23 protein-coding genes are annotated in these 25,515 nt (G+C 63.7%); 10 read left to right on the plus strand and 13 right to left on the minus strand.

Annotated features, from left to right (window positions below; translation table 11 throughout):
- Position 1: 1 nt before the first annotated feature.
- From HQ843_RS02385 to HQ843_RS02425, 9 genes are all read right to left on the minus strand, one after another.
- Positions 2-1,981 (minus strand): tripartite tricarboxylate transporter permease, encoded by a 1,980-nt coding sequence (locus tag HQ843_RS02385; RefSeq protein WP_180899992.1) that lies wholly within the window; start codon positions 1,979-1,981, stop codon positions 2-4.
- Between the two features lie 185 nt (positions 1,982-2,166).
- A complete protein-coding gene (locus HQ843_RS02390) occupies positions 2,167-3,261 on the minus strand; it encodes a type 2 periplasmic-binding domain-containing protein (protein WP_180899991.1) in 1,095 nt (364 codons plus the stop codon).
- A 513-nt stretch (positions 3,262-3,774) separates the two neighbouring features.
- Positions 3,775-4,641 carry a methylenetetrahydrofolate reductase gene (locus HQ843_RS02395; protein WP_210280281.1) on the minus strand — a complete coding sequence of 289 codons (867 nt, stop codon included), beginning with the start codon at positions 4,639-4,641 and terminating at the stop codon, positions 3,775-3,777.
- Between the two features lie 258 nt (positions 4,642-4,899).
- The gene (purU, locus tag HQ843_RS02400) at positions 4,900-5,748 is read right to left on the minus strand and encodes a formyltetrahydrofolate deformylase (RefSeq protein ID WP_180899990.1); all 849 of its coding nucleotides are present in this window, start codon (positions 5,746-5,748) and stop codon (positions 4,900-4,902) included.
- A gap of 150 nt (positions 5,749-5,898) precedes the next feature.
- Complete coding sequence (locus HQ843_RS02405) at positions 5,899-7,203, minus strand: TRAP transporter large permease (protein WP_180899989.1); 1,305 nt, start codon at positions 7,201-7,203, stop codon at positions 5,899-5,901.
- Complete coding sequence (locus HQ843_RS02410; RefSeq protein WP_180899988.1) at positions 7,200-7,712, minus strand: TRAP transporter small permease; 513 nt, start codon at positions 7,710-7,712, stop codon at positions 7,200-7,202. Before HQ843_RS02410 ends, HQ843_RS02405 begins: the two co-directional genes overlap by 4 nt.
- 4 nt (positions 7,713-7,716) lie before the next feature.
- On the minus strand, positions 7,717-8,703 hold the full coding sequence (locus HQ843_RS02415) for a TRAP transporter substrate-binding protein (RefSeq protein WP_180899987.1): 987 nt from the start codon (positions 8,701-8,703) through the stop codon (positions 7,717-7,719).
- 106 nt (positions 8,704-8,809) lie between these two features.
- Positions 8,810-10,258: a vanillate/3-O-methylgallate O-demethylase gene (gene ligM, locus HQ843_RS02420; RefSeq protein WP_180899986.1), complete on the minus strand. Its 1,449-nt coding sequence runs from the start codon at positions 10,256-10,258 to the stop codon at positions 8,810-8,812.
- Between the two features lie 77 nt (positions 10,259-10,335).
- On the minus strand, positions 10,336-11,097 hold the full coding sequence (locus HQ843_RS02425; RefSeq protein WP_210275263.1) for a GntR family transcriptional regulator: 762 nt from the start codon (positions 11,095-11,097) through the stop codon (positions 10,336-10,338).
- A 238-nt stretch (positions 11,098-11,335) separates the two neighbouring features.
- Here HQ843_RS02425 and HQ843_RS02430 point away from each other — a divergent pair, with 238 nt between their 5' ends.
- Genes HQ843_RS02430 through HQ843_RS02445 form a run of 4 tightly spaced genes read left to right on the plus strand, consistent with a single transcriptional unit; the run spans position 11,336 to position 13,551 of the window.
- Complete coding sequence (locus tag HQ843_RS02430; RefSeq protein ID WP_180899984.1) at positions 11,336-12,055, plus strand: alpha/beta fold hydrolase; 720 nt, start codon at positions 11,336-11,338, stop codon at positions 12,053-12,055.
- A complete protein-coding gene (locus tag HQ843_RS02435; protein ID WP_180899983.1) occupies positions 12,039-12,380 on the plus strand; it encodes an extradiol ring-cleavage dioxygenase in 342 nt (113 codons plus the stop codon). Before HQ843_RS02430 ends, HQ843_RS02435 begins: the two co-directional genes overlap by 17 nt.
- Positions 12,380-13,219 carry a class III extradiol dioxygenase family protein gene (locus tag HQ843_RS02440; protein WP_180899982.1) on the plus strand — a complete coding sequence of 280 codons (840 nt, stop codon included), beginning with the start codon at positions 12,380-12,382 and terminating at the stop codon, positions 13,217-13,219. The genes HQ843_RS02435 and HQ843_RS02440 overlap by 1 nt, the downstream gene beginning before the upstream one ends.
- A complete protein-coding gene (locus HQ843_RS02445; RefSeq protein ID WP_180901987.1) occupies positions 13,219-13,551 on the plus strand; it encodes a YciI family protein in 333 nt (110 codons plus the stop codon). Before HQ843_RS02440 ends, HQ843_RS02445 begins: the two co-directional genes overlap by 1 nt.
- Positions 13,552-13,645: 94 nt before the next feature.
- On the opposite strand, the gene HQ843_RS02450 is transcribed toward HQ843_RS02445, so the two are convergent.
- The gene (locus HQ843_RS02450; protein ID WP_180901986.1) at positions 13,646-14,404 is read right to left on the minus strand and encodes an SDR family NAD(P)-dependent oxidoreductase; all 759 of its coding nucleotides are present in this window, start codon (positions 14,402-14,404) and stop codon (positions 13,646-13,648) included.
- A gap of 2 nt (positions 14,405-14,406) precedes the next feature.
- Entirely contained in the window at positions 14,407-16,272 is a 1,866-nt protein-coding gene (locus HQ843_RS02455; protein WP_180899981.1) for a feruloyl-CoA synthase, read from the minus strand.
- A 198-nt stretch (positions 16,273-16,470) separates the two neighbouring features.
- Here HQ843_RS02455 and HQ843_RS02460 point away from each other — a divergent pair, with 198 nt between their 5' ends.
- The 6 genes from HQ843_RS02460 (at position 16,471) to HQ843_RS02485 (ending at position 21,666) form a co-directional block, all read left to right on the plus strand.
- Positions 16,471-17,265 (plus strand): crotonase/enoyl-CoA hydratase family protein, encoded by a 795-nt coding sequence (locus tag HQ843_RS02460; RefSeq protein WP_180899980.1) that lies wholly within the window; start codon positions 16,471-16,473, stop codon positions 17,263-17,265.
- A 1-nt stretch (position 17,266) separates the two neighbouring features.
- The gene (locus HQ843_RS02465; RefSeq protein WP_180899979.1) at positions 17,267-17,749 is read left to right on the plus strand and encodes a MarR family winged helix-turn-helix transcriptional regulator; all 483 of its coding nucleotides are present in this window, start codon (positions 17,267-17,269) and stop codon (positions 17,747-17,749) included.
- Positions 17,746-18,621: an amidohydrolase family protein gene (locus HQ843_RS02470; RefSeq protein ID WP_180899978.1), complete on the plus strand. Its 876-nt coding sequence runs from the start codon at positions 17,746-17,748 to the stop codon at positions 18,619-18,621. The genes HQ843_RS02465 and HQ843_RS02470 overlap by 4 nt, the downstream gene beginning before the upstream one ends.
- Before the next feature lie 46 nt (positions 18,622-18,667).
- Positions 18,668-19,759: a TRAP transporter substrate-binding protein DctP gene (dctP, locus tag HQ843_RS02475; protein ID WP_180899977.1), complete on the plus strand. Its 1,092-nt coding sequence runs from the start codon at positions 18,668-18,670 to the stop codon at positions 19,757-19,759.
- Between the two features lie 99 nt (positions 19,760-19,858).
- Positions 19,859-20,365: a TRAP transporter small permease gene (locus HQ843_RS02480; protein WP_180899976.1), complete on the plus strand. Its 507-nt coding sequence runs from the start codon at positions 19,859-19,861 to the stop codon at positions 20,363-20,365.
- The gene (locus tag HQ843_RS02485) at positions 20,362-21,666 is read left to right on the plus strand and encodes a TRAP transporter large permease (RefSeq protein ID WP_180899975.1); all 1,305 of its coding nucleotides are present in this window, start codon (positions 20,362-20,364) and stop codon (positions 21,664-21,666) included. Before HQ843_RS02480 ends, HQ843_RS02485 begins: the two co-directional genes overlap by 4 nt.
- 34 nt (positions 21,667-21,700) lie before the next feature.
- Here the strand turns inward: HQ843_RS02485 and HQ843_RS02490 are convergent, their stop codons facing one another.
- Together HQ843_RS02490 and thiC are read right to left on the minus strand one after the other, a co-directional pair.
- Positions 21,701-23,266 (minus strand): acyl-CoA dehydrogenase family protein, encoded by a 1,566-nt coding sequence (locus HQ843_RS02490; RefSeq protein ID WP_180899974.1) that lies wholly within the window; start codon positions 23,264-23,266, stop codon positions 21,701-21,703.
- 368 nt (positions 23,267-23,634) lie between these two features.
- Positions 23,635-25,437 (minus strand): phosphomethylpyrimidine synthase ThiC, encoded by a 1,803-nt coding sequence (thiC, locus tag HQ843_RS02495; protein ID WP_180899973.1) that lies wholly within the window; start codon positions 25,435-25,437, stop codon positions 23,635-23,637.
- Between the last annotated feature and the right edge of the window lie 78 nt (positions 25,438-25,515).

Genomic DNA, 25,515 nt, shown 5'->3' on the forward strand with positions numbered 1-25,515 from the left:
CTCACATGAAGAAAGGAATTTCAAACGGGGCATGAAGAACGCGGTCGTAGAGGAAATAGAGCACGGCCCCGAGGCCGGCGGTGTAAAGCGCCACGACCCACCACCGGAACCGGCCCCAGACCGCCGTATAGACGGCCGCAAAGCCCAGGATTGCGGCATAGGTGCCGATGAAGGGCGTGACGCCGGCCATCAGCGCGACCGCCAGAAAGGTGACGATCTGGCGCCGGTGCGCGGCAACGAATGCCGCCGTCGTGCCGCCGGCCTCGGTGTCGCCCGCCCGCCGCGCCGCCGCGATCAGTCGAAGCCGGGTGCGGTCCTGCAGCAGCACGAAACCCATGATCACAAGGCCCGCCATTGCGATGCCGATCGGGGAAATCTTTGCCAGAAGCTTCCAGTCCCGCGCCATCCAGATTGCCGCGGCGAAGACCACGATCAGGCAGACGGCCAGCGTGTTCGACAGGATCAGGCTTGCGCGGGTTTCGGTCGTATCCTCGATCGAATGGGCCGCCAGGCTGCGGCGGGTCGAGCGCAGGGCGAAGAAAAACACAACCGCCACCACCGCGACGAGGCCGATCACGGTCGGGCGCGCAATCACCTCCATCGGCGTGTAGCTTTGCCATGTGATCGACAGGGCGTCTTCCAGCACCGGCCCGAGCACAAAGCCGAGAATGAAGGGCGGACGCGGCCAGCCGGCCGCCTTCAGGACATAGCCCAGCAGCCCGACGCCAAGGAGCGTGATCCAGGTGAACATGCCCGGCTCCCAGACCCAGGACCCCATGAAGATGAACATGATCACGGCGGGGACGATGAAATTGCCGTCGACAAAGGCCGCGCGCGCAACCTGGCGTCCCCAGATCATCAGCACGGCGGCGCCGATGATATTGGCGATGATGATCGTCCAGACCATCGAGAAGGTGATGTCGAGATTGTCGCTCAGCATGTTGCGGCCGGGCGAGAAGCCGTGGATCGTCATCGCGCCCAGAAGCACCGCCATCGCGCCGCTGCCGGGAATGCCGAAGGCGAGCGTGGGGATCAGCGAGCCGCCGAGCACCGCATTATTGGCCGCTTCCGGCGCAATCACGCCGCGCACATCGCCCTTGCCGAACTGCGGATCGGTCTTGCAACTCTGCGTGGCGTGGCCATAGGCCAGCCAGTCGACCACCGATGAACCGATGGCCGGCAGCATGCCGATATAAACCCCCAGCAGCGAACAGCGGATTACCAGCCAACGGTTGCGGATCGCGGCGCGAACGCCGTTGAGAATGCCGTCATCATCGGCGCGCTCGTCGCTGATATGGGCGATGGCGCTGCGCCGCGCGGCCAGATCCATCATTTCCGGCAGGCCGAACAGCCCCAGAATGACGGGAACCAGCGGCAGACCGTCGAGCAGCGACCGCTCACCGAAGAAATACCGCGGCATCGAGCTTGCGACCGGATAGCCGATCTGGGAAAGCATCAGTCCCAGGACCGCCGCACCGAGCCCTTTCGAAATCGCATTACCGCTGACGGCGCCCACCATCAGCAGGCCGAGCAGCGACAAAAGGAAGAATTCCGGCGAGCCGAAGGCAAGAATGATCCACAGCGCGAACGGCAGCGAGGCCGCCATGGCGAAGCCGCCCAGAACCCCGCCGAATGCCGAACTGGCGAATGCGGCGCCGAAGGCGGTCTGCGCAAGCCCGCGCTTGGCCATGGCATTGCCGTCGATCACGGTCGCCTGGCTTGCGATGGTGCCGGGAATGCCCAGCATGACCGATGTGATCGTATCGGAGGTCGAGACCACCGCGAACATGCCCAGCAACATGGCAAGGCCTGACGCCGGGTCCATGCCGAAGGTCAACGGCAGCAGGACGACCATGCCGGTGACGCCGCCGAGCCCCGGCACGATCCCCAGCCACAGACCGACGGCGATCCCTGCCAGAAGATACAGAAACCCCGGAAAGGACAGAACCAGCGACAGTCCCGTCATGAATGAATCGAACATGAAATTTCAACTCCGGATCGGCGTGGCCGGAACAACGCGTCGCCTGTAGGTAAAGGCTGCGACGCCGGACACCTTCCAAATTGCATTCCGGTTCTAAAAACACGACCCGGCTCTCGGGAAAGGACGCAAATACGATGCGAAGGAACGGGCAGGCGCGCCTGCCCGGGCATCCCGCGCCAGCCCCGTTACTGCTCGATCCTGTCGACCAGTCCGCGCATGGTGGTCTTGATGTCTTCCGAGGTATTCTGAACCTCGGCGATGATGTCGCTCATCTCCTGCCAGTGAACGATGTTCGGCGGCGAGCCGTAGACCTTGGTCGCCGCGGCCATGTATTCCGGCGAGGCGGTCGCTTCATCGAAACTTGCGCGCAGCATCTCAAGATGGTCTTCGGGGGTTCCCGGCGGGGCCACGACGATCCAGTTCACCGACGCGGACGACCGGGCGTGATACTGGATCAGTTCCCACAGAGGCCCATCGGGCGCTTTTCCCGTTGCCTTTTCGATGTATTCCTTGACGGTCGGCACGCCTTCGAGCGCCGGGTCGCGCTTCATCGAGCCGTCAGCCTCGAGCGGCCCCATCTGCCAGATCGCCATGGTGTCGCCGCCGGCGATCGGACCGTCGGCAAGTTCGGCGATGTACTGGGTAGTGGTCGCCGGATAGCCGTCGATCTCCCCGCGCTGAAGTGCCGCATAGAGCGGCCCGTCGCCCAGCATGCCCGACACGAACTGCCAGTCGACGCCGAGAAGATCGAGAGCCGCGGCCGTCTGCATGCCCTGCGTCATTCGCGGCGAATAGACGCCGATGGTGATATTGTCGAGATTGGCAAAGTCATCGCGGTTTTCGAGCCCGCCGCCGACATCGCTTCTGACATGGACAAGGAAGTTGGACCCGCCAATGCCGCCGATGACGCCGAAATCCTCAAACGGAATCTGAAGGGCTTCAGGATCGAGAATCCGGGTCGTGCCCTGCCAGGCGAGGTAACCCAGCGTCCTGCCGTCGGGCCGCGCATCCATGACATAATCGATGCCCTTGGTCAGCGCTCCGCCGGAAACCGACTGCACCACCATCGTCGGGTGTCCAGCGATGGCTTTCGACCAGGCATCCGCCAGAACCTGGGCGCTGATGGCCGTCGCGCCGCCCGGCGAGACATTGTGCACCAGCGTGACCGTCCGGCCAGCAAGGTCGATCGTCTCGGCGCGACCGGGCAAGGCGCCCGCCAGCACGAAGGCCGCGGCCGAGGCCGCAACCATGCCGGACCTGATAATCCCGTTCAGTTCCATCTGCTCTCCTCCCTCTTGGATCAAGTGATACGGGAACGAAGACCTCCTCTGTCCCCGCTTCCCGCCAGAGCGCCATGCGTCCCCCCGGACCCACAAAGGATGCTCCAACTTATTGAATCTGCGCTCCTACCGGCGCCGCGGCTCTTCTCGCCCGTTCCGACCGGGCATGCCCTGTGTGCCGGCGGAAAGATCCGGCCGCGCCTCTGCCCGAAACGCCTGCCCGACCTCCGAGCGAACAGGCATTGCGGAAAGCATCATCAGAAATGTATACGCAGTCACAAATATCGGATCTGATTGTTGTGATAGTTTACCTTACAATACAGAGAAAATAAATAGATTCGGAGCATTTTCGCCGGAAAATTGAAGTTTATAGCTATTTTAGAACAAGCGCCTCAACATTGTACGTATACATTTAACCGCCATTCGACGCTTCCCCGCATTCGCCAGGGCCGATCGGCCACCGGCAACATGACCGGGCGGCGCGCCTCGATGACGCCGCCTTGCGGCCGGGGTCTACCGGCCGGATGCGGCCGACGGCGAGGGCCGGCCTCCGGCAGCGATCTGGCCGCGCTCGGAAACGACGTGCCGGGCAGCCCATTCGGCACAAGCCCGTATCCCGCCGAGCGGAAAGAAATGGACCTGCGCGATTGCCGGAGTTTCATCCCGGGACGCCGCGCGGGCAAAATCGGACAGCACATCCGCCGGCTCATAGGGCAACATCAGCTTGGTGACATCCACGGCACGGCGCTGCAACACCTTGAGCGAGGAGCCGACGCCGCAGGCGATCGCGAACCGGATCAGCGTTTGCAGTTTTGCGGGACCGGCAATCCCGACATGCACCGGCAGATGCACGCCCGCCTCGCGCAGGCCGGCGATCCAGTCCAGCACCGGCCGCGCCTCGAAAGCGAATTGCGTGACGATGGCCATTTCGGCGTCGCTACGCTCCGCAAACTGCTGCTTCCAGCGGATCGCGGCATCGACATTTGCGGTCGAGCCATCGGGATCGATATCCCTGTTGCCCTCCGGATGCCCCGCCACATGAAGTCGCGTGAAGCCGTATTTATCGAAAAGGCCGGTCTCCATCATCTGCATCGATGATTGAAACGCGCCGGCCGGCGCCGAACGCCCTCCGGCCAGAAGCAGGGCCCGGTCGACGCCCGCCTCTCCGCGATAACGCGCAATCCAGTCCTCCAGCATGACCTTGTCGGCGATGAGACGCGCCGGAAAATGCGGCATGACCGGAAAGCCGTCCCGCGCCAGCCGGCGGGCGGTCGCGATCATATCCTCAATCGGTGTGCCTTCGATATGAGCAATGTATACAGGAGTGCCGATAGGCAAGAGGGTCTTGAAGTCGTCGACGCCCGCCGCCGTACGCGGCATGACCTCAATGGAAAACCCCTGTAAAAAAGGCCCTATGAGGACATTTTCGGGAGCGGTCTTCCTGTTCGCCTTCCTCAGAAATCCAACCATACCGCGCCACCTCCTCCAGCCAGGCATCGACTTAATGTATACATATATCCATCCTCTGGCAAGCTTACAGGCCGTTTCTTGGCGATGGCGCCGTCGCTGTGTATCCATCCGCGCATCGATACCTCCGCGCGTTACAGCAGCGCCGGCAGCCTCCGGCTGCGACACGCTCTATTTCTCGAACACAACGGTCTTCCTGCCGTTCAGCATCACCCGGCGCTGGAGATGCAGCGTCACCGCCTTCGCCAGAACGCGCCGTTCGATATCGCGCCCCTTGCGGACCAGGTCCTCCGGCGTGTCGGCATGCGAAACCGCCTCGACGTCCTGGGCGATGATCGGTCCCTCGTCGAGGTCCTGCGTCACATAATGCGACGTCGCGCCGATCATCTTCACGCCCCGCTCGAAGGCCTGGTGATAGGGTTTCGCGCCCTTGAAACCCGGCAGGAAGGAATGATGGATATTGATGCAGCGGCCGGACAGGAAAGCCGACAGATCGTCCGAAAGGATCTGCATGTACCGGGCCAGAACCACCAGTTCGGCGCCGGTTTCATCGACCAGAGCCTTGATCCGGGCCTCCTGCTGCGGCCTGGTAGCCCGGGTGACCGGCAGATGGTGATAGGCAATATTGCCCATCAGCGTCAGATTCAGCGCTTCTTTGGGATGGTTGGAGGCAATGCCGACGACATCCATGTCCAGTTCGCCGATGCGGTTGCGATAGAGCAGATCGCCAAGACAATGATCGAACCTCGAGACCATCATCAGGACCTTCGGCCGCACCGAGACGTCCCACAGCTCCCACGTCATGCCATAGACGCCGGCGAGTTTTTCCATCTCGCCCCGCAGCACGGCCTCGTCGCCCGGATATGCCACGACGACCCGCATGAAGAAGGTGTCGCTTGCGGGATCATCGAATTGCCGGGCTTCCGTGATATCGCCTTCGGCGCGGGCAAGCAGGCTGGCGACGGCGGCGACGATGCCGGGACGATTGTCGCATCTGATCGTCAGAACATAGGACTTCATCACTCTCTTCTCCTCCGGGTCAGGCCGAGGACGCGGGCCGCCCCACGGTCCCGCTCGCGGACGCAAGCGGTCTCGCGCCGCGGGCGCATAACCTGCGCCGGCGGACAACACGACCTGATTTTTCCTTTCGCGACATGCCCTGCGGGCATGCTAGTTCATCATCGTGTCCGGCAGTATCAGCGATATCTGCGGGAAGGCGATCAGCACGATCAGCGTTGCCAGCATCGCGAACCAGAACGGCGTCACGCCGGCGAAAATGCGGGCGAGCGGCACGTCCCGGGCCACCGACTTGACAATGAAGACATTGACTCCGACCGGCGGTGAGATCAGGCCCATTTCCAGCGTCAGGACCACCAGTACGCCGAACCAGATCGGGTCGATCCCCAGTTGCGTGATCACCGGAAAATAGATCGGCATCGTCAGCACCAGCATCGCGAAACCCTCGAGGAAGCAGCCAAGGATCAGGTAGCTCAGCAGGATCAGCGCGAGGACGGTCATCGGCCCGACCTGAAGGCCTGCGAGGAACGCGCCGACCAGATCGGGAATATGGGTGAGGGCCAGAAACGGGTTTACGACATGGGCGGCGATCAGGATCAGCATCACCGTCGCCGTGGTCACGACCGAGTCCCTGGCCGCCATCCAGAAAGTCTTGAAGGTCAGCCGGCCCATCGCCGCGCCGATGGCGATGATCAGACCGGCGCCGACAGCCGACGCCTCGACCGGCGAGAAAATGCCGGCATAGATACCGCCGATCGTCAGGATGACCACGAACAGCACCGGCAGGGCGCCGACCAGTTTTCTCGTCTTTTCGCCCATCGTGGTGCGCGGGCCGGCGGGGCCGAAACCCGGGCGAAGCCAGCACAGAAGCGTAATCGTGGCGATGAACATCGACAGCAGCAGAATTCCGGGCAGAACGCCTGCCAGAAACAGCCGCCCGATCGATTGCTGCGTCAGAATGGCATAGATCACGAAACCGGTGGACGGCGGTATCAGAATACCAAGCGTGCCGCCGGCGGCGACAACCCCGGTCGACAGCCGATTATCGTAGTTGAAGCGGGCCATTTCAGCCATCGAGACCTTGCCCATGGTCAACGCCGAGGCGACCGATGAGCCCGAAAGCGCCGCGAACCCGGCGCAGCCCAGAACCGTGGCCGAGGCCAGGCCGCCGCGAAACCGCCCGACAATGGCATAGGCGGCATCATAAAGCCTGCCGCTCATGCCGGTCACCGAGGCGACATTGCCCATCAGGATAAACAGCGGCACCACCACCAGTTCGGCGGAAGAGGCAAGGGTGAAGCTCTCCGAGGCCATCAGGCTCATCGCCGAATTCAGATCGCGCAGCACCCAGATACCCGCAAAGCCGACCGAAAACATCGCCAGCGCCACCGGCACGCGCACAACCAGCAGGGCAAGCAGCACGACTAGGCCGACAAGACCCACCAGTTCACCGCTCATTCCCGGATCTCCCGCCTGTCACGGCCGGATGGCCCGGAAAGCGCAAGCTCGACGGCGCGCAACGCCATGCCGAAAGCAGTGATCAGCGCCATGACCGACAATGCCCACTGGAAATACCATTTCGGCATGCTGACAATATTGGTGGCAAGCTTGAGCATCTGCGACAGTTTCGAGGAGTCGTAGACGGTATAGGCGATGCCGGCAAAGATCGCCGCGCCGAGGAGCGCGGCGATGATATCGAGCCAGTGATTGAAAGCGTCGGGAAAGTGGTTCTCGAAGATGTCGACGGCGATATGACCGCCAAGCCTGTCGCAAAGCGCCATGCCGCCGAACACGATGATCACCATGCCCATCTGGTAGAAGTCCTGCGCGCCGCGAAGCGGCGCGCCCGCCGCCCGTCCGATCACATCCGCCAGCACTACCAGCGTCACGAAGATCAGACCGAGCGTACCGGCAAGCGCGGAGAGCGAAACAAGCCCGTCCGCCACCTTGCGGAGCATGGCAAGCATCGCCCTACTCGCCACGCATCGATGTCAGAACGTCTTCGGCGCCAAGCTCGGTCGCGATCGTTTCAGTTACCGGAACGGTGATCGCACCAAAGGCGTCCGCCTCATCCGCGTCGAGTTCGATCACGGTCTTGTCCGGATCGGCCTTGAGGCCGGCAATGGTTTCCCCGGCGACACGGTTCCATGCGGTTTCGGCGCTTTGCGACAGATATTCGCCGGCATATTTGTCGATGGCCGCCCTCTGGTCGTCGCTCAACCCGTCATAGCGCGACTGGCTCATCACCACGTAGAAGGTCAGACGTCCGAGCGGCGCGCCGATGGTATAGCTGTCGGCGACCTCCGAAAGCTTGAAGTCGGTTACCGCGGAAGCGCCGGTGACGACGCCGTCGATCAGACCGGTCTGCAGCGCGTTGTAGATCTCGCCCGCCGGCATCTGCACCGGCGTCGCCCCGAGCGCCTCGAGAACGGCGGCGGTGGTCGAGCCGGCCGCGCGGATCTTCAGGCCCTTCAGATCATCCGGCGTGCGGATGTCCTTGTCCTTCATGATGAAAATGTTCGGCTCCGAGGTCCAGAGCGCCAGCGGCTTGGTGCCGGGAAACTCGTCCTTGATCATGTCCATGGAGCGCCAGATCGCCGGATAGCCGGGTTCGCCCAGCGCGATGACACCCGGCATTTCGGCAATCATGGTTTTCGGAAACTGCGACGAGGTATAGCCGGGCAGGCCCCAGACGATATCCGCCACGCCCTGAAGGACGCGGACATACTGTTCCAGCGGCCCCTTGCCGAGCTCGCCGCCCGGATAGACGCGGATCGTCAGCTCGTCGCCAACCTCGCTGGCAAGCCCTTCCCGCAGCGGCTCGATGACCGAGCCGGTCAGCGTGTGCTGCGGCGGAACGAAATGGGCGAAAGACAGTTCTTCCGCCGACGAAGCGGTTGTCGCGCCGGCAATGAGCACGGCGGATACGGCAAGATGGCGCAGTGATCTGCGGATCATGATTATCCTCCCCAGGTTTCATGACTGAAAGCCGGAACGCGCCCGCCGGAATGCGGCCACGCTCCAATTCCCGAATTCAGGCCGGTTCGCGAAAGCCGCCGGCGGCTCAGCCGGCCACCTTGGTGCGCCAACTGTCGGCGTAATTCTCGCGGGCTTCGGCGGCATAGGGCGTCGGCGACACGCGCACGCGGATATCGGCCTGCCTGTGCGGCTCGACCGAGGTCTTCTGCGTCGCTTCCGGCTCGCCCCATTTCAGCGTCAGCACGTCGCCGACATTGACGTCCTGACTGACGACGCCGAGCGACAGCACGCGGCGTTCATTGTAGGAGTAGCCGTTGAACATCGACATGCCGACCATCCGGTCCCCGTTCATGACCATATCGGCGGTCGAGGAGGCATAGTTCGGCTGCGGGAAGTCGATCCACTTGAAGGGCGTGCCTTCCTCGAAGCTCGAGGCGATCACCTTCAGCACATCCTCCGGATTCCACTCGAAGGTCACTTTCTTGCGGTTGGACGGCGCGTCCTTGAGCCTGGCGAGTGCATCCTTGCCGATGAAATCATCCTTCTTCCAGCCGATGTAGAAGCCATAGCCGAGCTCGAAGGGGTTGGTGTAATAGTCCTCGACATTGTCGGAGACGAAGGAGCCGCCGATCGAGCCGACCGCCTCATAGGCGTCCGATCCGAGCCAGTCGCGGTAGTCCGCCATCATGCCGTCGCCCGAATAGATGCCCGGCAGCGGCGAGGGAATCCATCCCGATTCCAGCGTGTTGGTGGAATAGGCCCTGGAGCCGACGCGGCGCAGATCCACGCCGGTTTTCGCCGCCGCATCGAGGATCGTCGACAGGATATAGGCCTTGTCGGAATAAGGTCCCCAGATTTCCAGGCCCGGCGCGCCGGCCATGCCATGACGCAACGCCTGCACCCGCTTCGAGCCGACATTGATCCAGTCGACATGGAAGAACTTGATTTCGGGAACCGGCCCGCCATTGATGGCGTCGAGGATCCTGTTCGCGTCCGGCCCCTGGATCTGGTAGCGGTAATGAGTGCGCAGCACGCGCTCGCCCTCGGGGCGCGAATCCGAACGCGGATCGTGGACCAGCCGCACATTCCACTTGCCGATGGCGGCCTGGAACTTGGTCCAGTTGGCGGTCGGCTGACGGCCGACGAGGATGAACTTGTCGTCGCGCTCGCGAAAGATGATCATGTCGCCGACGACATGGCCCGCCGGGGTGACCGGAACGAAATGCTTGGCCCGGTTCAGGTCGAAATTTCCGAAAGCATTGATCCCGACATAAGCGAGAAACGCCACCGCATCCGGCCCTTCAACGATCAATTCATCCATATGATGGGTCTGGTCGAACAGCACCGCGGTGTTGCGCCACGCCACCTGCTCGCTGCGCCAGTTGGAAAACTCCGGCGCCACAACGGGGTATACATATATGCCAGCGCGCGAATTCCGCAGAAGCTCAACAGGGTTCGAAAACCCCTTCAATACAGATGATAGACTTTGACCTGACACTTCTTCGCTCCTCCCAGCTCGCAAAAATGTATACATATCTTTGCAAGTCAGCCTTCGGAATGCAAGCGGAAAATCTCTCCGCCCGCGAATTCCCGGAAGGGCCCGGCCTGAAGTCAGGACAGAGCGTTCTCGTCCGGCGCCACGAGCGCGAGGCCGGGAACGGCGCTTACGAGGTTGCGGTCCTTCGAGAAGATATATTCGAGGTTCCGCCGCGCCGCGCAGGCGTGTTCGCGCGCCAGCGCTTCGGCCCGCGAGCCCTGACGCTGGGCAATCGCGGTGACGATTTCGCGATGCTGCTCCTGCGCCACCTGCAGCGACCGCCGGAAGGCGGAGAGCTTGGTCTTGTCGGGCAGGAAGGCCGAGGGAGACGCAAACGGCAATTGCTTGGCCCGCGTCAGTTCTCGCTCAAGCGTGGCCGAACGCGGAAGTGCCGCAAGCGCATCGTGGAATTCGCCGTTCAGCTCCGAATAGCTCTCGAAATCGACGTCCTCCGGCAGAACGCCGACGCAGCCGTCGAGCGCCCGCACGATCCCCGAAATTTCCACCAGCGCCTTTTCCGTCACCCCCCGCTCGGCCGCAAGCCGCGCCGCCGTGCCTTCCAGCACGCCGCGCAACTCGATGGTATCCAGCACATCGGCATAGGCAAAGCTGCGGACAAGAAAGCCGCCGCTGCGGGCGCGCTCCAGCAGCCCCTCCTCGGCCAGCCGCGACATCGCCTCGCGCACGGGCGTGCGCGAAATCTGCAGATCCTCGGCCAGCGCCACCTCGAACAGCCGGGTTCCGCCCGGAATGGCCCCGTCAAGGATCCGCTTGCGCAACTCCACCAGTGCCCGCATCGTGTGGGTTTTCGCTGTTGCCTGCCTGTCCATCATCATCTCCTCGCCTGACGTCGCTCCGGCATCGCCGGCTCTAAACACACCAAATGTATACAGGGAACCGCTCCGGGCAAGTCCGGGCGGCGCGCGAGCAACAAGTCGACCTGCCCCGCCCCGGAAAGCCGGCGACTGGCCCCATCATAATGTATACATTATTGAGCATTTTTTGTTGATATTGGCAATTTTATTCGCTATTTGTCTTATCAATGTATTCACGACGGTATCGGGAGGGCCGCTGATGACGACGTTACTTCTCATTCCCGGCCTGGTTTCCGACGCCCGCGTCTGGAACGCGCTGGCCTCCGCCGCGCCGGACTGGCTCGATCTCGCCGATGCCGACGTCACCCGCGATTCGACGATCCAGGCAATGGCCGCCCGGCTGCTCGGTGAAACCGCGGGGCCGCTGATCCCGGTCGGCCATTCCATGGGCGGTCGGGTAGCGCTGGAAATGGCCCGGCAGGCGCCGGAGCGGATACGCGGCCTCGTGCTTGCCAATACGGGGCACGACGGACGGCGGCCGGACGAGGCGCCCAAACGGCTTGCCCGGATCGCGCGCGCTCACGAGGACATGGCCGGCCTTGCCGCCGAATGGCTGCCGCCGATGCTGGCCGAGGGGCGGGATCCCGATCCCGCGCTCGTTGAGGACCTTACCGCAATGGTGATCGCGGCCGGGCCGGAAATCCACGAACGGCAGGTCCGCGCGCTGATGGCGCGCCCGGACGCCAGGGAATACCTTGCCGCGATCGCCTGCCCGGTCCTGCTGATCACAGGCGCCGAGGATGGCTGGTCACCCGAAAGACAACATCGCGAGATCGCCGCCGAGGTGCCGGGGGCCGAGGTTTTGGTGATCGACCGGGCGGGACATTTCCTGCCGGTGGAGCGCCCGCAGGAAACCGCCGCCGCGATAACCGGCTGGCTCGATGCACACAGGGAGGAACTGGATGTCCGATGCGCTTGAAATCCCCGAAACGCCGCTTTTCGAGCGGGAACGCGCCAAAAACGGCTACCTGATGAACAAGATGGCCATGTCGCTGGGCAGGCCGGAAAACCGCGCGGCCTTCCGGGCAGACGAGGAAGCGTTCCTCGACAGCTTTGGACTGGCAGACGCCGAGAAGCAGGCGGTGATGTCGCGCGACTGGCACAGGATGGTGGCGCTTGGCGGCAATCTGTTCTTCATCCTGAAGATCGCGGCGATCGATCCGGTGAGCATGGCTGAAATCGGCGCGGCACAGGCGCAGATGAGCCGGGAAGATTTCCTGAAGACAAGACTGGGGAAAATGTGATGGCCGAAATCATTGGCGGCGTGGGCACCAGCCATGTCCCCTCCATCGGCGTGGCGCTCGACAAGGGCCTTGACGACACGCCGGACTGGAAACCGTTCTTCGACGGCTACATTCCGGGCAGGAAGTGGATGGCGGACAAGAAGCCGGATGTCGCGGTGGTGATCTTCAACGATCACGGCAACACCTTCTTCCTCGACCGCGTGCCGACATTCGCCGTCGGCGTTGCCGACAGCTACAAGCCGGTGGACGAGGGCTGGGGGCCGCGCGCCGTGCCCGATTTCGAAGGCGCCGCCGACCTGTCCTGGCACATTGTCGACACCCTGGTCGAAAACCATTTCGACCCGATGGTCTGCCGCGAAATCGAGGTCGACCACGGGCTTCAGGTCCCGCTCGAACTGTTCTTCGGCCGGACGGAAACATGGCCGGTCAAGGTGGTGCCGATCTGGGTCAACACCATCCAGTATCCGATCCCGACCCCGCAGCGCTGCTGGGAGATGGGCGTGGTGCTGCGCAAGGCGATCGAGAGCTTTCCCGGTGACGACCGGGTCGTGATCATGGGCACCGGCGGCCTGTCGCACCAGCTTCAGGGCAGCCGCGCCGGTTTCATCAACCGCGAAGCCGACGAAGCATGGCTCGACGGCATCGCCAATGACTACGAAAAATACCGCGCCATGAGCCGCAAGGACTATGTCGACCAGTTCGGGTCGGAGGGAGCGGAACTGATCATGTGGCTGGTGATGCGCGCGGCCATGAACCCGCATGTCGAGATCAGGCACAGGCACTATTACGCGCCCGCCTCGCTCACCGGCGCCGGCATGGTCGTGCTGGAGAACGCGTGATGCCGTTTTTCCTGATGCGTTGCCTGCACCACCCCGATATGGACTTGTTGCGGGATGAAATGCGCCCGCGGCACAGGGAATGGGTCGGCGGCGGCGGCCGGGGCCTCGTATCCGTACTGATCGGATCGGCGCTGATCGATGAGGCGGGGCGTTCATCGGGAAACTTCGGCATATTGGAGGCGAAGACCCGCGCCGATGCCGAGGCCTTCGCAAACGGCGACCCGTTCAGCGTGGCGGGCATTGTCGCAACAGTCGAGGTGACCCCGCTGCCCGCAACCTTTCAGGCGGACCGGATCGGCGCGCCGATGAGCCCGCGCCTCGGGTCAGGTTGACGATGCTGGCGCATCATCCATGTGCGCGCCAAGCACAGGCAGGCCGTCGGGCCGGCCAAGCCGCTGTCGTCGGCAAGCATCCGGAGGGGCGATATTACTTCGGCGCCAGCCGGCTGGCGCCGTCGAGACGGATCACCTCTGCGTTAAGGTAGTCGTTTTCGACGCAGAAGACCGCCGCATGGGCAAATTCGGCCGGATCGCCGAGACGGGCGGGAAACGGAATGCCGGCGGCGATCGACTGGCGCGCCTCCTCCGGCAGGTTGTGAAGCAGCGGGGTCACGAACACGCCCGGCGCCAGCGTGTTGACCCGGACGCCGAACCGCGCGAATTCGCGCGCCAGCGGCAACGTCATGGAAACGATGCCGCCCTTTGACGCGGCATAGGCCGCCTGCCCGATCTGACCTTCGAAAGCCGCAATCGACGCGGTATTGACGATCACGCCGCGACTTTCGCCGACCGGTTCGCCAAGCGACATCCGGTGGGCGCAAAGCCTCACGACATTGAAGGTGCCGAACAGGTTGACCCTCAGCGTCCGTTCGAAATCGGCCATCGGCATCGGCCCCTCCCGGCCGACCACGCGGCCCGCCGTGCCGATCCCGGCGCAGTTGACGACAATACGCACCGTGCCGTGCGCTGCCTCGGCGGCATCGAGCGCGGCCGTGACATCCGCCTCCTCGGTGACGTCGCCGGCGGCTGCCAGCCCGCCGATCTCCGCGGCCATCGCTTCCGCGGCCTCGCCATTTCTGTCCAGCACCGTGACCTTCGCGCCCTTTGCGGCAAGCGCGCGCGCCGTCGCCGCGCCGAGCCCCGAACCCGCCCCGGTCACCAGTGCGGCCATACCGTTGATTTCCATCGTCAACCGGCCTTTCTTCCGGACGGCTTGCCCGCGACGATCACCTGCGGACCGCCCGCATAGAGCGCGGCCACGAGATCGGCCCGGTTCGCAAGAACGGCCCTCTGGTTGACGGACCCCTTGTCGGTCACCTCGCCCCTGCTCATCCGAAGCGGCCCGGTCATCAGCATGGCGCGCGCGATCCGGTTTGACGAACCGGTTGCGTGCGCCGCGAAATCCGTCAGGAGATCGCCGAGGCGTTCGAGAACCGCCGGATGCGCATAAAGCGCCTCGTCGCTCATCCCGGCTCCGCCCTCCACCAGCCGCTCGATCGCCGGACGGAAGGGTAGAAGCAGCGCGCCGAGTTCGAACTCTCCCTCTCCGGCGATCACCGCGTCGCGGACCAGCCCGTCCATGGCATCGACCAGCCGCGTCCGCATCGCGCCGACGGCAACCCAGGTGCCTGTCTGAAGCTTGAAATTCTCCGCCGTCCGGCCATCGAACAGGAAGCCGCGGGCCGGCTCCTCCGGCACCGCCGGGCGCAGGGCATCGCCCATATTGTAGAACCCCTCGTCATCGAAAGCCGCTGCCGTCAGATCGGGCCTTCGCCAGTAGCCGGGCGTGACGTTCGGCCCCTTGAAACGGACCTCCATCTTGCCGCCCACCGGCACCAGTTTCATGGTGACGCCGCGCGCCGGAACGCCGCAATTGCCCGGCTCGTCCTGCGGCTCGGTGCAGAACATGGCGAACGGGCCGGTTTCGGTGGAGCCAAGCCCCGAGCCCATCAGCGTACACGCGCCAGTGGACCGTTCGGAAAGCACGTTGAGATGATGCCATGTGTGGCTGGCCATGCCCGCGCCCGCATACATGATCATCCTGAGATTGCGAAAGAAATTATCGCGCAGGACCGCATCCCGCTCCATCGCCTCGCACAGCACCTCGTAGCCCGCCGGCACATTGAAATACCAGCTCGGGGAAATCTCGCGCAGATTGCGGATGGTCTCGGCCATGCCCGTGGGCGTCGGCTTGCCGGCGTCGATATAATAGGTACCGCCGTTATAAAGCGCGATATTGAACACCTTGTTGCCGCTCGCCACATGGTTCCATGGCGCCCAGTCCACCAGAACGGGCGGCGCATCGCCGAGAAAGCGGTAGCAGTCGAGCACCTGCGCCATGTTGGCGCACATCATCCGTTGCGTCTGGATCACGGCCTTGGGCTTGCCGGTGGTGCCGGAGGTGAACAGGAATTTCGCGATCGTGTCCGGCCCCGTGGCGCGGAAGGCTGCGTCGGCAGCTTCCGACGGCTCGGTCTCGATCACGCTCTCCCAGTCATGATGCGCGCGCCCCGGAACCGCCCCGCCCGCCAGAATGAGCGGCACGCCGGTATCGATAACATCGGCAATCGCCGGGGCAAAGCGCGCCGCATCCCTCGCGAACACCGCGCCGGGGGTCACCTCGCCCACGATGTCGCGAAGCTTGCTACGGCCTTCCGCAATCAGCGAATAGGCCGGCGCCACGGCCGCCGAGGGCACGCCGATATATTGCGCCGAAAGCGCGATCACCGCGTGTTCGAGCGAATTTTCGGAAAGGATCATCAGCGGGCGTTCGGCCGAAAGCGCATGGTCGAGAAGAAACGTGCCGACGCGGCGCATCAGGTCCCGCAATTGGCCGAAGGTTATTTCGCGCCACGCACCGTCCGCGCCGCGCTCGGCCATCCACACCCGTTCCGGCGCGGCTTCGGCCCAATGCAGTATGCGGTCGGCGAGCCGAACGGGATAAGGTCCCAGTTCCTCCTCCTGCCATATCAGCCGGCTGCCGTCGGCGCGCTCCTCGGTCCGGATGCGCGGCTCCCATACCCGCACCGGACGTATCTTCCCCATGTCCGTCATGGCCCCTCCTCGATTTTCCGCTTACCCAACCAGCCCGGATTGCGAAAAGACCCGTTCCCTCCGAAGTCATGCCTGTCCGGCCTTCGGCGCCGACGCCGTCCGGGTAATTTCATACCATACAGTTTTCTGGTGTATTGTTTACAAGGAAAATGTTTTCTCGTATAGATAAAATCGGAATACGCAATAAGGAAGTCTGCAGTGACGACAGGGAATACGGCGGATCTGGTAACCTTTGAAATGCGCGGCGATGTCGCGCTTCTCGGGCTCAACCGTCCGGAAAAGCGCAATGCGATCAGCGACAGGTTCGTCGAAGCGCTGGCGACCGCCATCGAACGAGCGCGGCATGAGGCCCGGGCTGGTGTGATCTTCGGCAATGGCAGGCATTTCTGCGCTGGGCTGGACCTTTCCGAACATGTCAAGAAATCCGCTTTCGAGGGTGTGCAGAGCTCGCGCCGCTGGCATGAGGTTTTCGGCCGGATCGAGTTCGGCCCCATTCCATGGTTCTGCGCGCTTCACGGCGCCGTTGTCGGCGGCGGCCTTGAACTCGCCTCCGCCGCGCAGGTGCGGGTCGCAGACGAGACCGCCTTCTTCGCCCTGCCCGAGGGCCAGCGCGGCATCTTCGTCGGCGGCGGCGGTTCGGTGCGCACCGCGCGGCTGATGGGTGTGGCGCGGATGATGGACATGATGCTGACGGGCCGCTCGATCGACGCTGCGACCGGCGAAAGCTGGAATCTCGCGCAATATGTCGTCCCCGCCGGCAAAGCCGTCGAAAAGGCGGTGGAACTGGCAGCCAGGGCCGCCTCGAACGCGGAACTCTCCAACTATGCGGTCATCAACGCCCTGCCGCGCATGCGCGAGATGGGCCGCGACGACGGCCTTTTGATGGAAAGCTTCGTTTCCGCCTTTACCGCCACCTCGCCCGAGGCCGAAGAGCGGCTGATCGCCTTCCTCGAAAAGCGCGCCGCCAAGGTGGCGGCGCCCGGTGGAGGCTGACATGGGGCAGGAACCGCGTCTTTCGCCACAACTTACCGATGAGGTCAAACTCGGCGAGCTCAATGCCTCGCTCGGTTTTCTGCTGCGCGTGGCCCAGGTGCGCGTCTATGACCAGTTCTACGAACGCTTCGGCGCCGACGACCTGCGTCCCGGCGAGTTCTCCATGCTCTGGATCATCCACCTGAACCCGGGCATCAAGCAGGGTCTGCTCGCCCATACATTGCGGATCAAGCCCGCCCACATGACCAAGACCGTGCGCCGGTTCGAGGATCAGGGCCTGATCGAACGGGAGATCCCCGATCACGACCGCCGGTCCGTACTGCTCGGACTGACGGAGAGAGGCGAGGCGTTCGTTGCCGCCAACCGCGGCAATTTCTTTGGAGAAGACGCCTATAACAGCCATTGCCTGAGCGCGGATGAGGCAGCCACGCTCGCGCATCTGCTCAAACGCTATTGTGGACTGGAGGCGAAAGAGGACCCATGAATTTCGACGACCTGATCGCCTTCGACGTCCACGTCCATGCGGAGGAGCCGTGCTGCACCCATCGTGACGACGGCTATCTCGAATTCCAGGCCGGCATGGCGAAGTATTTCAAAAATCCCGCAGGCCAGGACGGCATGCTGCCGACCGTGGAGGAAACCGCCGCCTATTTCCGCGAGCGCAAGATCGGCTGCATCATCTTTCCCGTCGATGCCGAGCGCGAAACCGGCTTCCGGCGCTACTCCAATTACGAAGTGGCGGAAATCGCGGCGAAGAACAGCGACATCATGGTCCCCTTCGCCTCCATCGACCCGGCCAAGGGCAAGCTCGGCATCCGCGAGGCGAAGAGCCTGATCCGCGATCACGGCGTGCGCGGTTTCAAGTTTCATCCGACCTATCAGGGCTTCTATCCCAATGACCGGTCAGCCTACGGGCTCTACGAGGTCATCGAGGAAGAAGGCGGCATCGCGCTGTTTCATACCGGGCAGACGGGGGTCGGCTCGGGCATGCGCGGCGGCATGGGCATGCGGCTGAAATATTCCAACCCGATCCATCTGGACGATGTGGCGGTGGACTTTCCCGATCTCAAGATCATCGCCGCCCATCCGTCCTTTCCCTGGCAGGAAGAGGCGCTCGCCGTCGCCCAGCACAAGCCCAATGTCTATATCGACCTGTCGGGCTGGAGCCCGAAATATTTTCCGCCGATCCTGGTGAAATACGCCAATTCGCTGCTGAAGCACAAATTGCTTTTCGGCTCCGACTGGCCCGCCATCACGCCGGACCGCTGGCTCGCCGATTTCGAGAAGATCGACATCAAGGACGAGGTTCGCCCGCTGCTTTTGAAGGAGAATGCGAGGAAGCTGCTGGCGCTGTAACTGACCTGACGAAACTTGGCATTCGGATTTTTTGGGAGGAGAATTCATGAATCGCATACACAAATTCGCATCATTGGCCGCCGTCGCATTGATGGTGACAGGCACCGCATCGGCGCGCGAGTTGCGCCTTGCACCGGCCGGGCCGCCGGCGCATCCGGCCTATTACATGTACGAGCATTTCGCCGAGAATATTGCCGAAAACTCCAATGGCGCCATGACCGGCATGATTCTGGGGCCGGAGGTCGTCTCGCTGCCGCAGATGAAGGATGCGCTGCAGACCGGCCTGGTGGATGTCGGCAATGTGCTGCCGCTCTATTTTCCGGCCGACATGGAAGTGACCGGCATTGCCGGCGATCTCGCCCTGATCGGCCGCAACCCGCACGCCATGGCCATGGCCATGACCGAATACGGCCTGACCTGCGAACCCTGCCAGGAGGAATTCGCCAAACTCGGCATGGTTTTCCTCGGCGCCGGTTCGTCCAATGTCTATAACCTGATCACCACCAGGCCCGTGCATAACGCCGACGATCTCAAGGGACTTCGCCTTCGCACCGGCGGCGCGCCCTATTCCCGCTGGGCCGAGCATTTCGGGGCCACGCCGGTCAATATCGGCGTGGGCGATACGTTCGAGGCGATGAGCCAGGGCACGATCGACGGCACGATGGCATCGACCGTCGACCTTCTGTCGTTCCGTCTGATCGACATCGCCGGGAGCGTCACCCTGGTGCCGATCGGCACCTATCACGTGACCTCGAACTTCACGGTCGGGCTCAACACCTGGCGCGCGCTCACGACGGAGGAGCGCGCGGAGATCGGCATGACCGCCGCGCGCGCCAATTTCGACCTGACCGACCGCTGGGCCTTCCAGTTGCCGTCTGCGGCAACCGAGGCGCTGGCGAACACCGATATCGAGGTGATCACGCCCGATCCGGCCTTCATGGAGGCGTCAGAAGCCTTTGCCGCGCAGGATGTGGCTGCCCGCACCGCGCTATCGGGCGAGGAAGCCGTCTACTTTACCGAGTTGGTGGAGAAATGGACCGCGATCGCTGACGAAGTCGGCAATGATCCGGACGCTCTGGCCCAGCGCATGATCGATGACGTCTGGAGCAGGATCGACTTTGCGACCTACGGTCTCTGACCCATGAAATCCCGTCGGGGCGCGCCGGCCGAACGGCTGTCGCGCTCCGGGGGCCGACCCCGTGTTTCCGCCCGAAGATATTCGCTCTGGAGCCCTTCGATGACCGCACTCCTTCGGCTTGCCGCCGTGGTCGCGCGCATTCTGGCATTCATCGGCGCGGCCGGTGTGGTGGCGATGATGATCCACATCAGCCTCGATGTGGCTCTGCGCAATCTTTTTCGCGTCTCGATCCCCGTCACCACGGAGATGGTCGCGCGCTATTATATGGTCGCCACCGCCTTTCTGCCGCTGTCCTGGCTGGAGCTGCGCCGCGAGATGGTGTCGGTCGAACTATTCGACTTCGCCCTCACCCGCCCCCTCCGGCGCATCTCGGATGCCATGGTGTGTCTTCTGTCCGCCATCGTCTACTCAAGCCTTGCCTGGACCACATGGCATACGGCGCTTTCCAATTTCCGCAGCGGCACCTATGTTGAGCTCGCAGCCATGAAAATGCCCGTCTGGCACAGCTATTTCCTGCCGCCGCTCGGTTTTGCGATCGCCGCGCTGACCTGCCTGCTTCTGACATTCCGGGATCTTCAGCCGACAGCGCCAGAGGAAACCGCATGAGCCCCGAGGTCGGATTTGTCGGCATTGCCGTCCTGATCGTCCTTCTGCTTCTGCGCGTACCGGTGGCCATGGCGCTGATCGCGGTCTCCTTCGGCGGCATTACCGCCCTTCTCGGCGTCACGCCCGCTTTCGGCATTCTGTCGAATACGCCCTATTCCTTCGTCGCCAGCTGGACGATGTCGGCCGTGCCGATGTTTCTGCTGATGGGCTTCGTCGCCTTTCACACCGGCCTGACCGGCGGCCTGTTCGCCGCCGCCAAGGTGGTTCTGCGCCGCCTGCCCGGCGGGCTGGCGGTCTCCTCGATCTTCGCCTGTTCCGGCTTTGCCGCCGTCTCCGGCTCGTCGCTCGCCTGTGCGGCGGCCATGGGCCGGATCGCGATCCCCGAAATGATCGCCGCCGGATACCGGCCCTCGATCGCGGCCGGTACGATTGCCGCCGGCGGCACGATCGGCGCGCTGATCCCGCCTTCGATCCTGATGATCATCTACGGCGTCTTCGCGGAAACCTCCGTGACCCAGGTCTTCATCGGCGGCATCGGCATCGGCGTCATCACCGCCATTGGCTATTGCCTGGTGATCATCGGCATCAGCCTTTTCCGTCCCGATCTCGTTCCCGCCCGCGATACCGCGCCGGTCAGCGAGGAAGGCCGTGCGGCCATCCTCCAGGTGGTCCCGATCACTGTGCTGGTGCTGCTGATCTTCGGCGGGATGTTCTCCGGTCTTTTCACGGCAACCGAGGCAGGCGCGGTCGGCGCGCTCGGCACCATCGTGCTCGCCGCCGTCACCGGCAGGCTGACGAAATCGAGCGTCACCCATTCCCTGATCGATACGGTCACCTCGACGGGGGCGCTGTTCATCATCGGCGTCGGCGCCGCGATGTTCACCCGCTTTCTCGGGATCAGCGGGCTGTCGCACTTCCTGTCATCCTTCGTGGCGGACGCAGATCTCGGCTATTTCGAGCTGATGCTGATCATCGTTTTGATCTATCTCGCGCTCGGCACCTTCATGGAACCGTTCGGCGCCATGCTGACGACACTGCCGATCTTCCTGCCGATCCTGCGCGCCGAGGGCATTAGCCTTGTCTGGTTCGGCGTCGTGGTGGTGAAGATGCTGGAGATCGGCATGATCACGCCGCCGGTGGGCATGAATGTCTTCGTCATCAAGAATGTCGCGGGGAAATATGTCTCGATCGCGCAGGTGTTTGCCGGCGTCCTGCCCTTTATCGTCATGGATCTGTTCGTGATCGCGCTGGTGATCGCGGTCCCTTCCGTGGTGATGTTCCTGCCCGATCTCCTGCGCTGAGCGGCGCGCACGGCGGGAGCGCCCCGAAGCGCGCTCACACGGCCACCGGCAGCGCCGCAGCCATCACATGCGCTTTCAGTTCCCGGTAGCGCCGTTCATTTCCGGTCGCCACGCCCGCATCGGCGATCCGGCACCACGCGGCGCGAAAATAAAGCGTCGCGGTCAGTTGCGCGAAATCATGGGCGTCGCCGGCCGGATCCTCCGCTTCAAGAAGCGCAAGCCGTCTCGCCTCCCAGATGTCGAGCAGATTGGCGACCGCGCGGTTTCCGCCGGCAAGTTCGGCAATCAGGCGGGCAAAGGCATCGGCCCCCTTTCCGCCGTTTGTCCGCAGGCCGCGCGTGGCGATAGCTTGGGCATGAATGCCGTTCGCGCCCTCATAGATCGATGTTATGCGGGCATCGCGCCAGACCTGGGAAAGGCCGTATTCGGTGAGATAGCCATAGCCGCCAAGCACCTGAATGCCGATATCGGCCGCCCTGATCCCGGCTTCGGAGGCAAACAGCTTGCATAGCGGCGTCAGGAAATCGACCAGTTCCGGGCGTTGGCCGAGCGCCATCTCCACCAGCGCGATATGGCACATGGCCCGGCTTCCAAGCGCCAGAGCCTGCTGCTCGTTCAGCATTCGCCGGATGTCCGCATGGTCCGTCAGCCTGGCAGGTCCGCCGTCGGCCTTGCGGCCCTGCACGCGTTCGCCGGCATAGGCCGCGGCGATATGGGCGGCGCGCGCGGCATGGGCCGTCCCCTGCAGCGCGACGTCGATCCGGGCGTGGTTCATCACCGTGAACATGGCTTTCAGCCCCTCGCCCTCCACGCCGATCAGTTCCGCAGGCGCCGCGTCGAAGACCATCTGACAGGTCGGGGAGGCATGCAGCCCCAGTTTTTCCTCGATCCGGGCGATCGTGAGGGTCGCGCCCTTGCTCTGCCTGTCGCAGGCAAACAGCGAAAGACCCCTGACGCCGCTTGCGGGATCGCCCGTGCGGGCAAGAACCAGATGCAGGATATTGTCGCTCAGATCCTGATCTCCGCCGGAAATGAAGATCTTCTCGCCGGTCAGACGCCAGATGTCGCCGTCACGACCGGCCCTTGTCCTGATGCGCCCCAGATCGGACCCCGCATCCGCTTCGCTCAGACACATCGTCGAGAGCACGGCGCCTGTCGCCAGCGGCGCGATCCAGCGCTGCTTCTGCTCATCGCTGCCGTAGCGCAGCAGCGTTGCGACGGCGCCGGGCGCCAGGCCGCAGACCATCTGCATGGCATGGTTGGCGCCGGCGAAAATCTCCGAGACGGCGGAGCCGATGACGGGCGAAAGCCCCATGCCGCCGAATTCCTCCGGTACGGTAAGACCCTGCCATCCGCCCTCGGCCAGTTGGGCGAAGGCCTCGCGAAATCCATCGGGCATGGTCACCCGGCCATCGGCAAGACGGCAACCCTCGGCATCGCCCCGCGCATTGAGCGGCGCCAGCACGCCTTCGGCGAAACCCGCGAAATGGCCGACGATATCGCGCGCCATGTCCTGGTCGAAATCCGGCAGCCGGCCCGCTCCGGCAACGCTGACGAGCGAGAACAGAATATCCTCGACGGGCGCCTTGAATGCAGTCATCTCAAATTTTCCTCCCCCGCAGGCTCGCCTCTCCTCCGGCTGGCCAGGATTTCATCGAGCCACGGCGGGCCGCCTCCGGAAAGCAGCGCAGATGAAACATGCGCGAGCGAGGATCGGTCACAGTTAATCTGTGAATTATGATGCTTTCCTCTGAATAAGCGTATTTGCGCTTTCTGGCTATGGCAAAACAGGCAGGCAGGAGCGGCATGGATACGGCAACCCGGATCGGCACCGCCGAAAGCCGGGCCGACCGGATCGCCGTCAACGGTCAGATGAAGACGATCCAGCGGTGACAGGACACCCGCCCGTTGGCGGACAGATAGGCCGCCACCTCGTGGCGATGCCAACCAATCGCCCGCTGCTCTAGGTCATTGCGCATCCTCCAGCGGCATGTAGAGATCACCGCCGTCGCGGAATTTCTCGGCCATCTTCTCCATCCCTTCCTTCTGCGCCTCGGCCCGGATGTCGTGGGAAATGCGCATGGAGCAGAATTTGGGTCCGCACATGGAGCAGAAATGCGCCACCTTGTGCGCCTCCTTCGGCAGGGTCTCGTCATGCATCGACCGCGCCGTTTCCGGGTCAAGCGAGAGGTTGAACTGGTCCTCCCAGCGGAATTCGAACCGCGCCCGCGAAAGCGCGTCGTCGCGGGTCCGCGCCGCCGGATGCCCCTTGGCGAGATCTGCGGCGTGGGCAGCGATCTTGTAGGTGATGACGCCCACTTTCACATCGTCGCGGTCGGGCAGGCCGAGATGCTCCTTGGGCGTCACGTAGCAGAGCATCGCCGTGCCGAACCAGCCGATCATCGCAGCACCGATGCCCGAGGTGATATGGTCGTAGCCCGGCGCGATGTCTGTCGTCAGCGGTCCGAGCGTGTAGAACGGCGCCTCGCCGCAGACTTCGAGCTGCTTGTCCATGTTGGCCTTGATCTTGTGCATCGGCACGTGTCCCGGCCCCTCGACCATCACCTGGCAGTCCTTGGCCCAGGCGATCTGCGTGAGTTCACCCAGCGTCTCGAGTTCGGCGAACTGCGCCTCGTCATTGGCGTCGGCGATGGACCCGGGCCGCAATCCGTCTCCAAGACTGAAGCTGACATCGTAGGCCCGCGCGATGTCGCAGATCTCGTCGAAATGCTCGTAGAGGAAGCTCTCGCGGTGATGGTGCAGGCACCACTTGGCCATGATCGAGCCGCCGCGCGATACAATGCCCGTCACCCGGTTCACCGTCATCGGAATCATGTGCAGCCGCACGCCGGCGTGGATGGTGAAATAGTCCACCCCCTGCTCGGCCTGCTCGATCAGCGTGTCGCGAAAGACCTCCCAGGAGAGTTCCTCGGCGATGCCGCCGACCTTCTCCAGCGCCTGGTAGAGCGGCACCGTGCCGATCGGCACGGGCGCGTTGCGGATGATCCAGTCGCGGATATTGTGGATGTTGCGCCCCGTGGAAAGGTCCATCACCGTATCCGCGCCCCAGCGGATCGCCCAGACCATCTTCTCGACTTCCTCGGCCATCGAGGAGGTGACGGCTGAGTTGCCGATATTGGCGTTGATCTTGACGAGAAAATTGCGGCCGATCGCCATCGGCTCCAGTTCCGGGTGATTGACGTTGGCCGGGATGATCGCCCGGCCGCGCGCCACCTCGTCGCGCACGAATTCAGGCGTGATGAAATCGGGGATTTCGGCGCCGAAAGCCTCGCCGTCCCGTTCTCGCGCCTGCCTTGCCGCCTGCCGGCCGAGATTTTCGCGGATGGCGACAAACTCCATTTCCGGGGTGACGATCCCGGCGCGGGCATAGGCCATCTGGGTAATGGCGCGGCCATTTTTCGCGCGCTTCGGTTGGTGCCGCACCGGAAATTCCGGCGTCAGGCGCTTGCCCTCGGCAAAGCCATTGTCCTCGGGCTTCACATGGCGGCCTTCATATTGTTCCGTGTCGCCCCGCGCGGCGATCCAGGCTTCGCGCGGACACGGCAGGCCGCGCTCGATGGCGATCTCGACTTGCGGGTCGGTAAAGGGGCCGGAGCTGTCATAGACGGTCACAGGCGGCTCGCCCGCCGTGGGGTGCAGGTCGATCTCGCGCATGGGAACGCGGATCTCGGGGTGGAGAACGCCCGCGTGCCAGACGCGGCGCGAGGCGGGCAGCGGGCCCGTGGTGACGGTTGGGAAAAGATCTTTCATTGGTTGGAGCCTCCAGTGCTCGAAGCGTGGAGACCCAGTTCCCGGTAATGAATGGAGATTGGCCGCGTGAAACACGCC

It is taken from the genome of Martelella sp. NC20, from assembly GCF_013459645.1.
Taxonomy (GTDB): Bacteria; Pseudomonadota; Alphaproteobacteria; order Rhizobiales; family Rhizobiaceae; genus Martelella.

Bases quoted from the DNA above. Each gene is read 5' to 3' on its own strand.
- HQ843_RS02405 (WP_180899989.1), bottom strand. From the start codon at position 7,203: ATGAGCGGTGAACTGGTGGGTCTTGTCGGCCTAGTCGTGCTGCTTGCC.
- HQ843_RS02410 (WP_180899988.1), bottom strand. From the start codon at position 7,712: ATGCTTGCCATGCTCCGCAAGGTGGCGGACGGGCTTGTTTCGCTCTCC.
- HQ843_RS02395 (WP_210280281.1), bottom strand. From the start codon at position 4,641: ATGCCGCGTACGGCGGCGGGCGTCGACGACTTCAAGACCCTCTTGCCT.
- HQ843_RS02470 (WP_180899978.1), top strand. From the start codon at position 17,746: ATGAATTTCGACGACCTGATCGCCTTCGACGTCCACGTCCATGCGGAG.
- HQ843_RS02440 (WP_180899982.1), top strand. From the start codon at position 12,380: ATGGCCGAAATCATTGGCGGCGTGGGCACCAGCCATGTCCCCTCCATC.
- HQ843_RS02490 (WP_180899974.1), bottom strand. From the start codon at position 23,266: ATGACTGCATTCAAGGCGCCCGTCGAGGATATTCTGTTCTCGCTCGTC.
- thiC (WP_180899973.1), bottom strand. From the start codon at position 25,437: ATGAAAGATCTTTTCCCAACCGTCACCACGGGCCCGCTGCCCGCCTCG.
- HQ843_RS02485 (WP_180899975.1), top strand. From the start codon at position 20,362: ATGAGCCCCGAGGTCGGATTTGTCGGCATTGCCGTCCTGATCGTCCTT.
- HQ843_RS02450 (WP_180901986.1), bottom strand. From the start codon at position 14,404: ATGGAAATCAACGGTATGGCCGCACTGGTGACCGGGGCGGGTTCGGGG.
- HQ843_RS02435 (WP_180899983.1), top strand. From the start codon at position 12,039: ATGTCCGATGCGCTTGAAATCCCCGAAACGCCGCTTTTCGAGCGGGAA.
- HQ843_RS02425 (WP_210275263.1), bottom strand. From the start codon at position 11,097: ATGATGATGGACAGGCAGGCAACAGCGAAAACCCACACGATGCGGGCA.
- HQ843_RS02390 (WP_180899991.1), bottom strand. From the start codon at position 3,261: ATGGAACTGAACGGGATTATCAGGTCCGGCATGGTTGCGGCCTCGGCC.
- HQ843_RS02480 (WP_180899976.1), top strand. From the start codon at position 19,859: ATGACCGCACTCCTTCGGCTTGCCGCCGTGGTCGCGCGCATTCTGGCA.
- HQ843_RS02465 (WP_180899979.1), top strand. From the start codon at position 17,267: ATGGGGCAGGAACCGCGTCTTTCGCCACAACTTACCGATGAGGTCAAA.
- dctP (WP_180899977.1), top strand. From the start codon at position 18,668: ATGAATCGCATACACAAATTCGCATCATTGGCCGCCGTCGCATTGATG.
- HQ843_RS02445 (WP_180901987.1), top strand. From the start codon at position 13,219: ATGCCGTTTTTCCTGATGCGTTGCCTGCACCACCCCGATATGGACTTG.
- HQ843_RS02385 (WP_180899992.1), bottom strand. From the start codon at position 1,981: ATGTTCGATTCATTCATGACGGGACTGTCGCTGGTTCTGTCCTTTCCG.
- purU (WP_180899990.1), bottom strand. From the start codon at position 5,748: ATGAAGTCCTATGTTCTGACGATCAGATGCGACAATCGTCCCGGCATC.
- ligM (WP_180899986.1), bottom strand. From the start codon at position 10,258: ATGTATACATTTTTGCGAGCTGGGAGGAGCGAAGAAGTGTCAGGTCAA.
- HQ843_RS02430 (WP_180899984.1), top strand. From the start codon at position 11,336: ATGACGACGTTACTTCTCATTCCCGGCCTGGTTTCCGACGCCCGCGTC.
- HQ843_RS02415 (WP_180899987.1), bottom strand. From the start codon at position 8,703: ATGATCCGCAGATCACTGCGCCATCTTGCCGTATCCGCCGTGCTCATT.
- HQ843_RS02455 (WP_180899981.1), bottom strand. From the start codon at position 16,272: ATGACGGACATGGGGAAGATACGTCCGGTGCGGGTATGGGAGCCGCGC.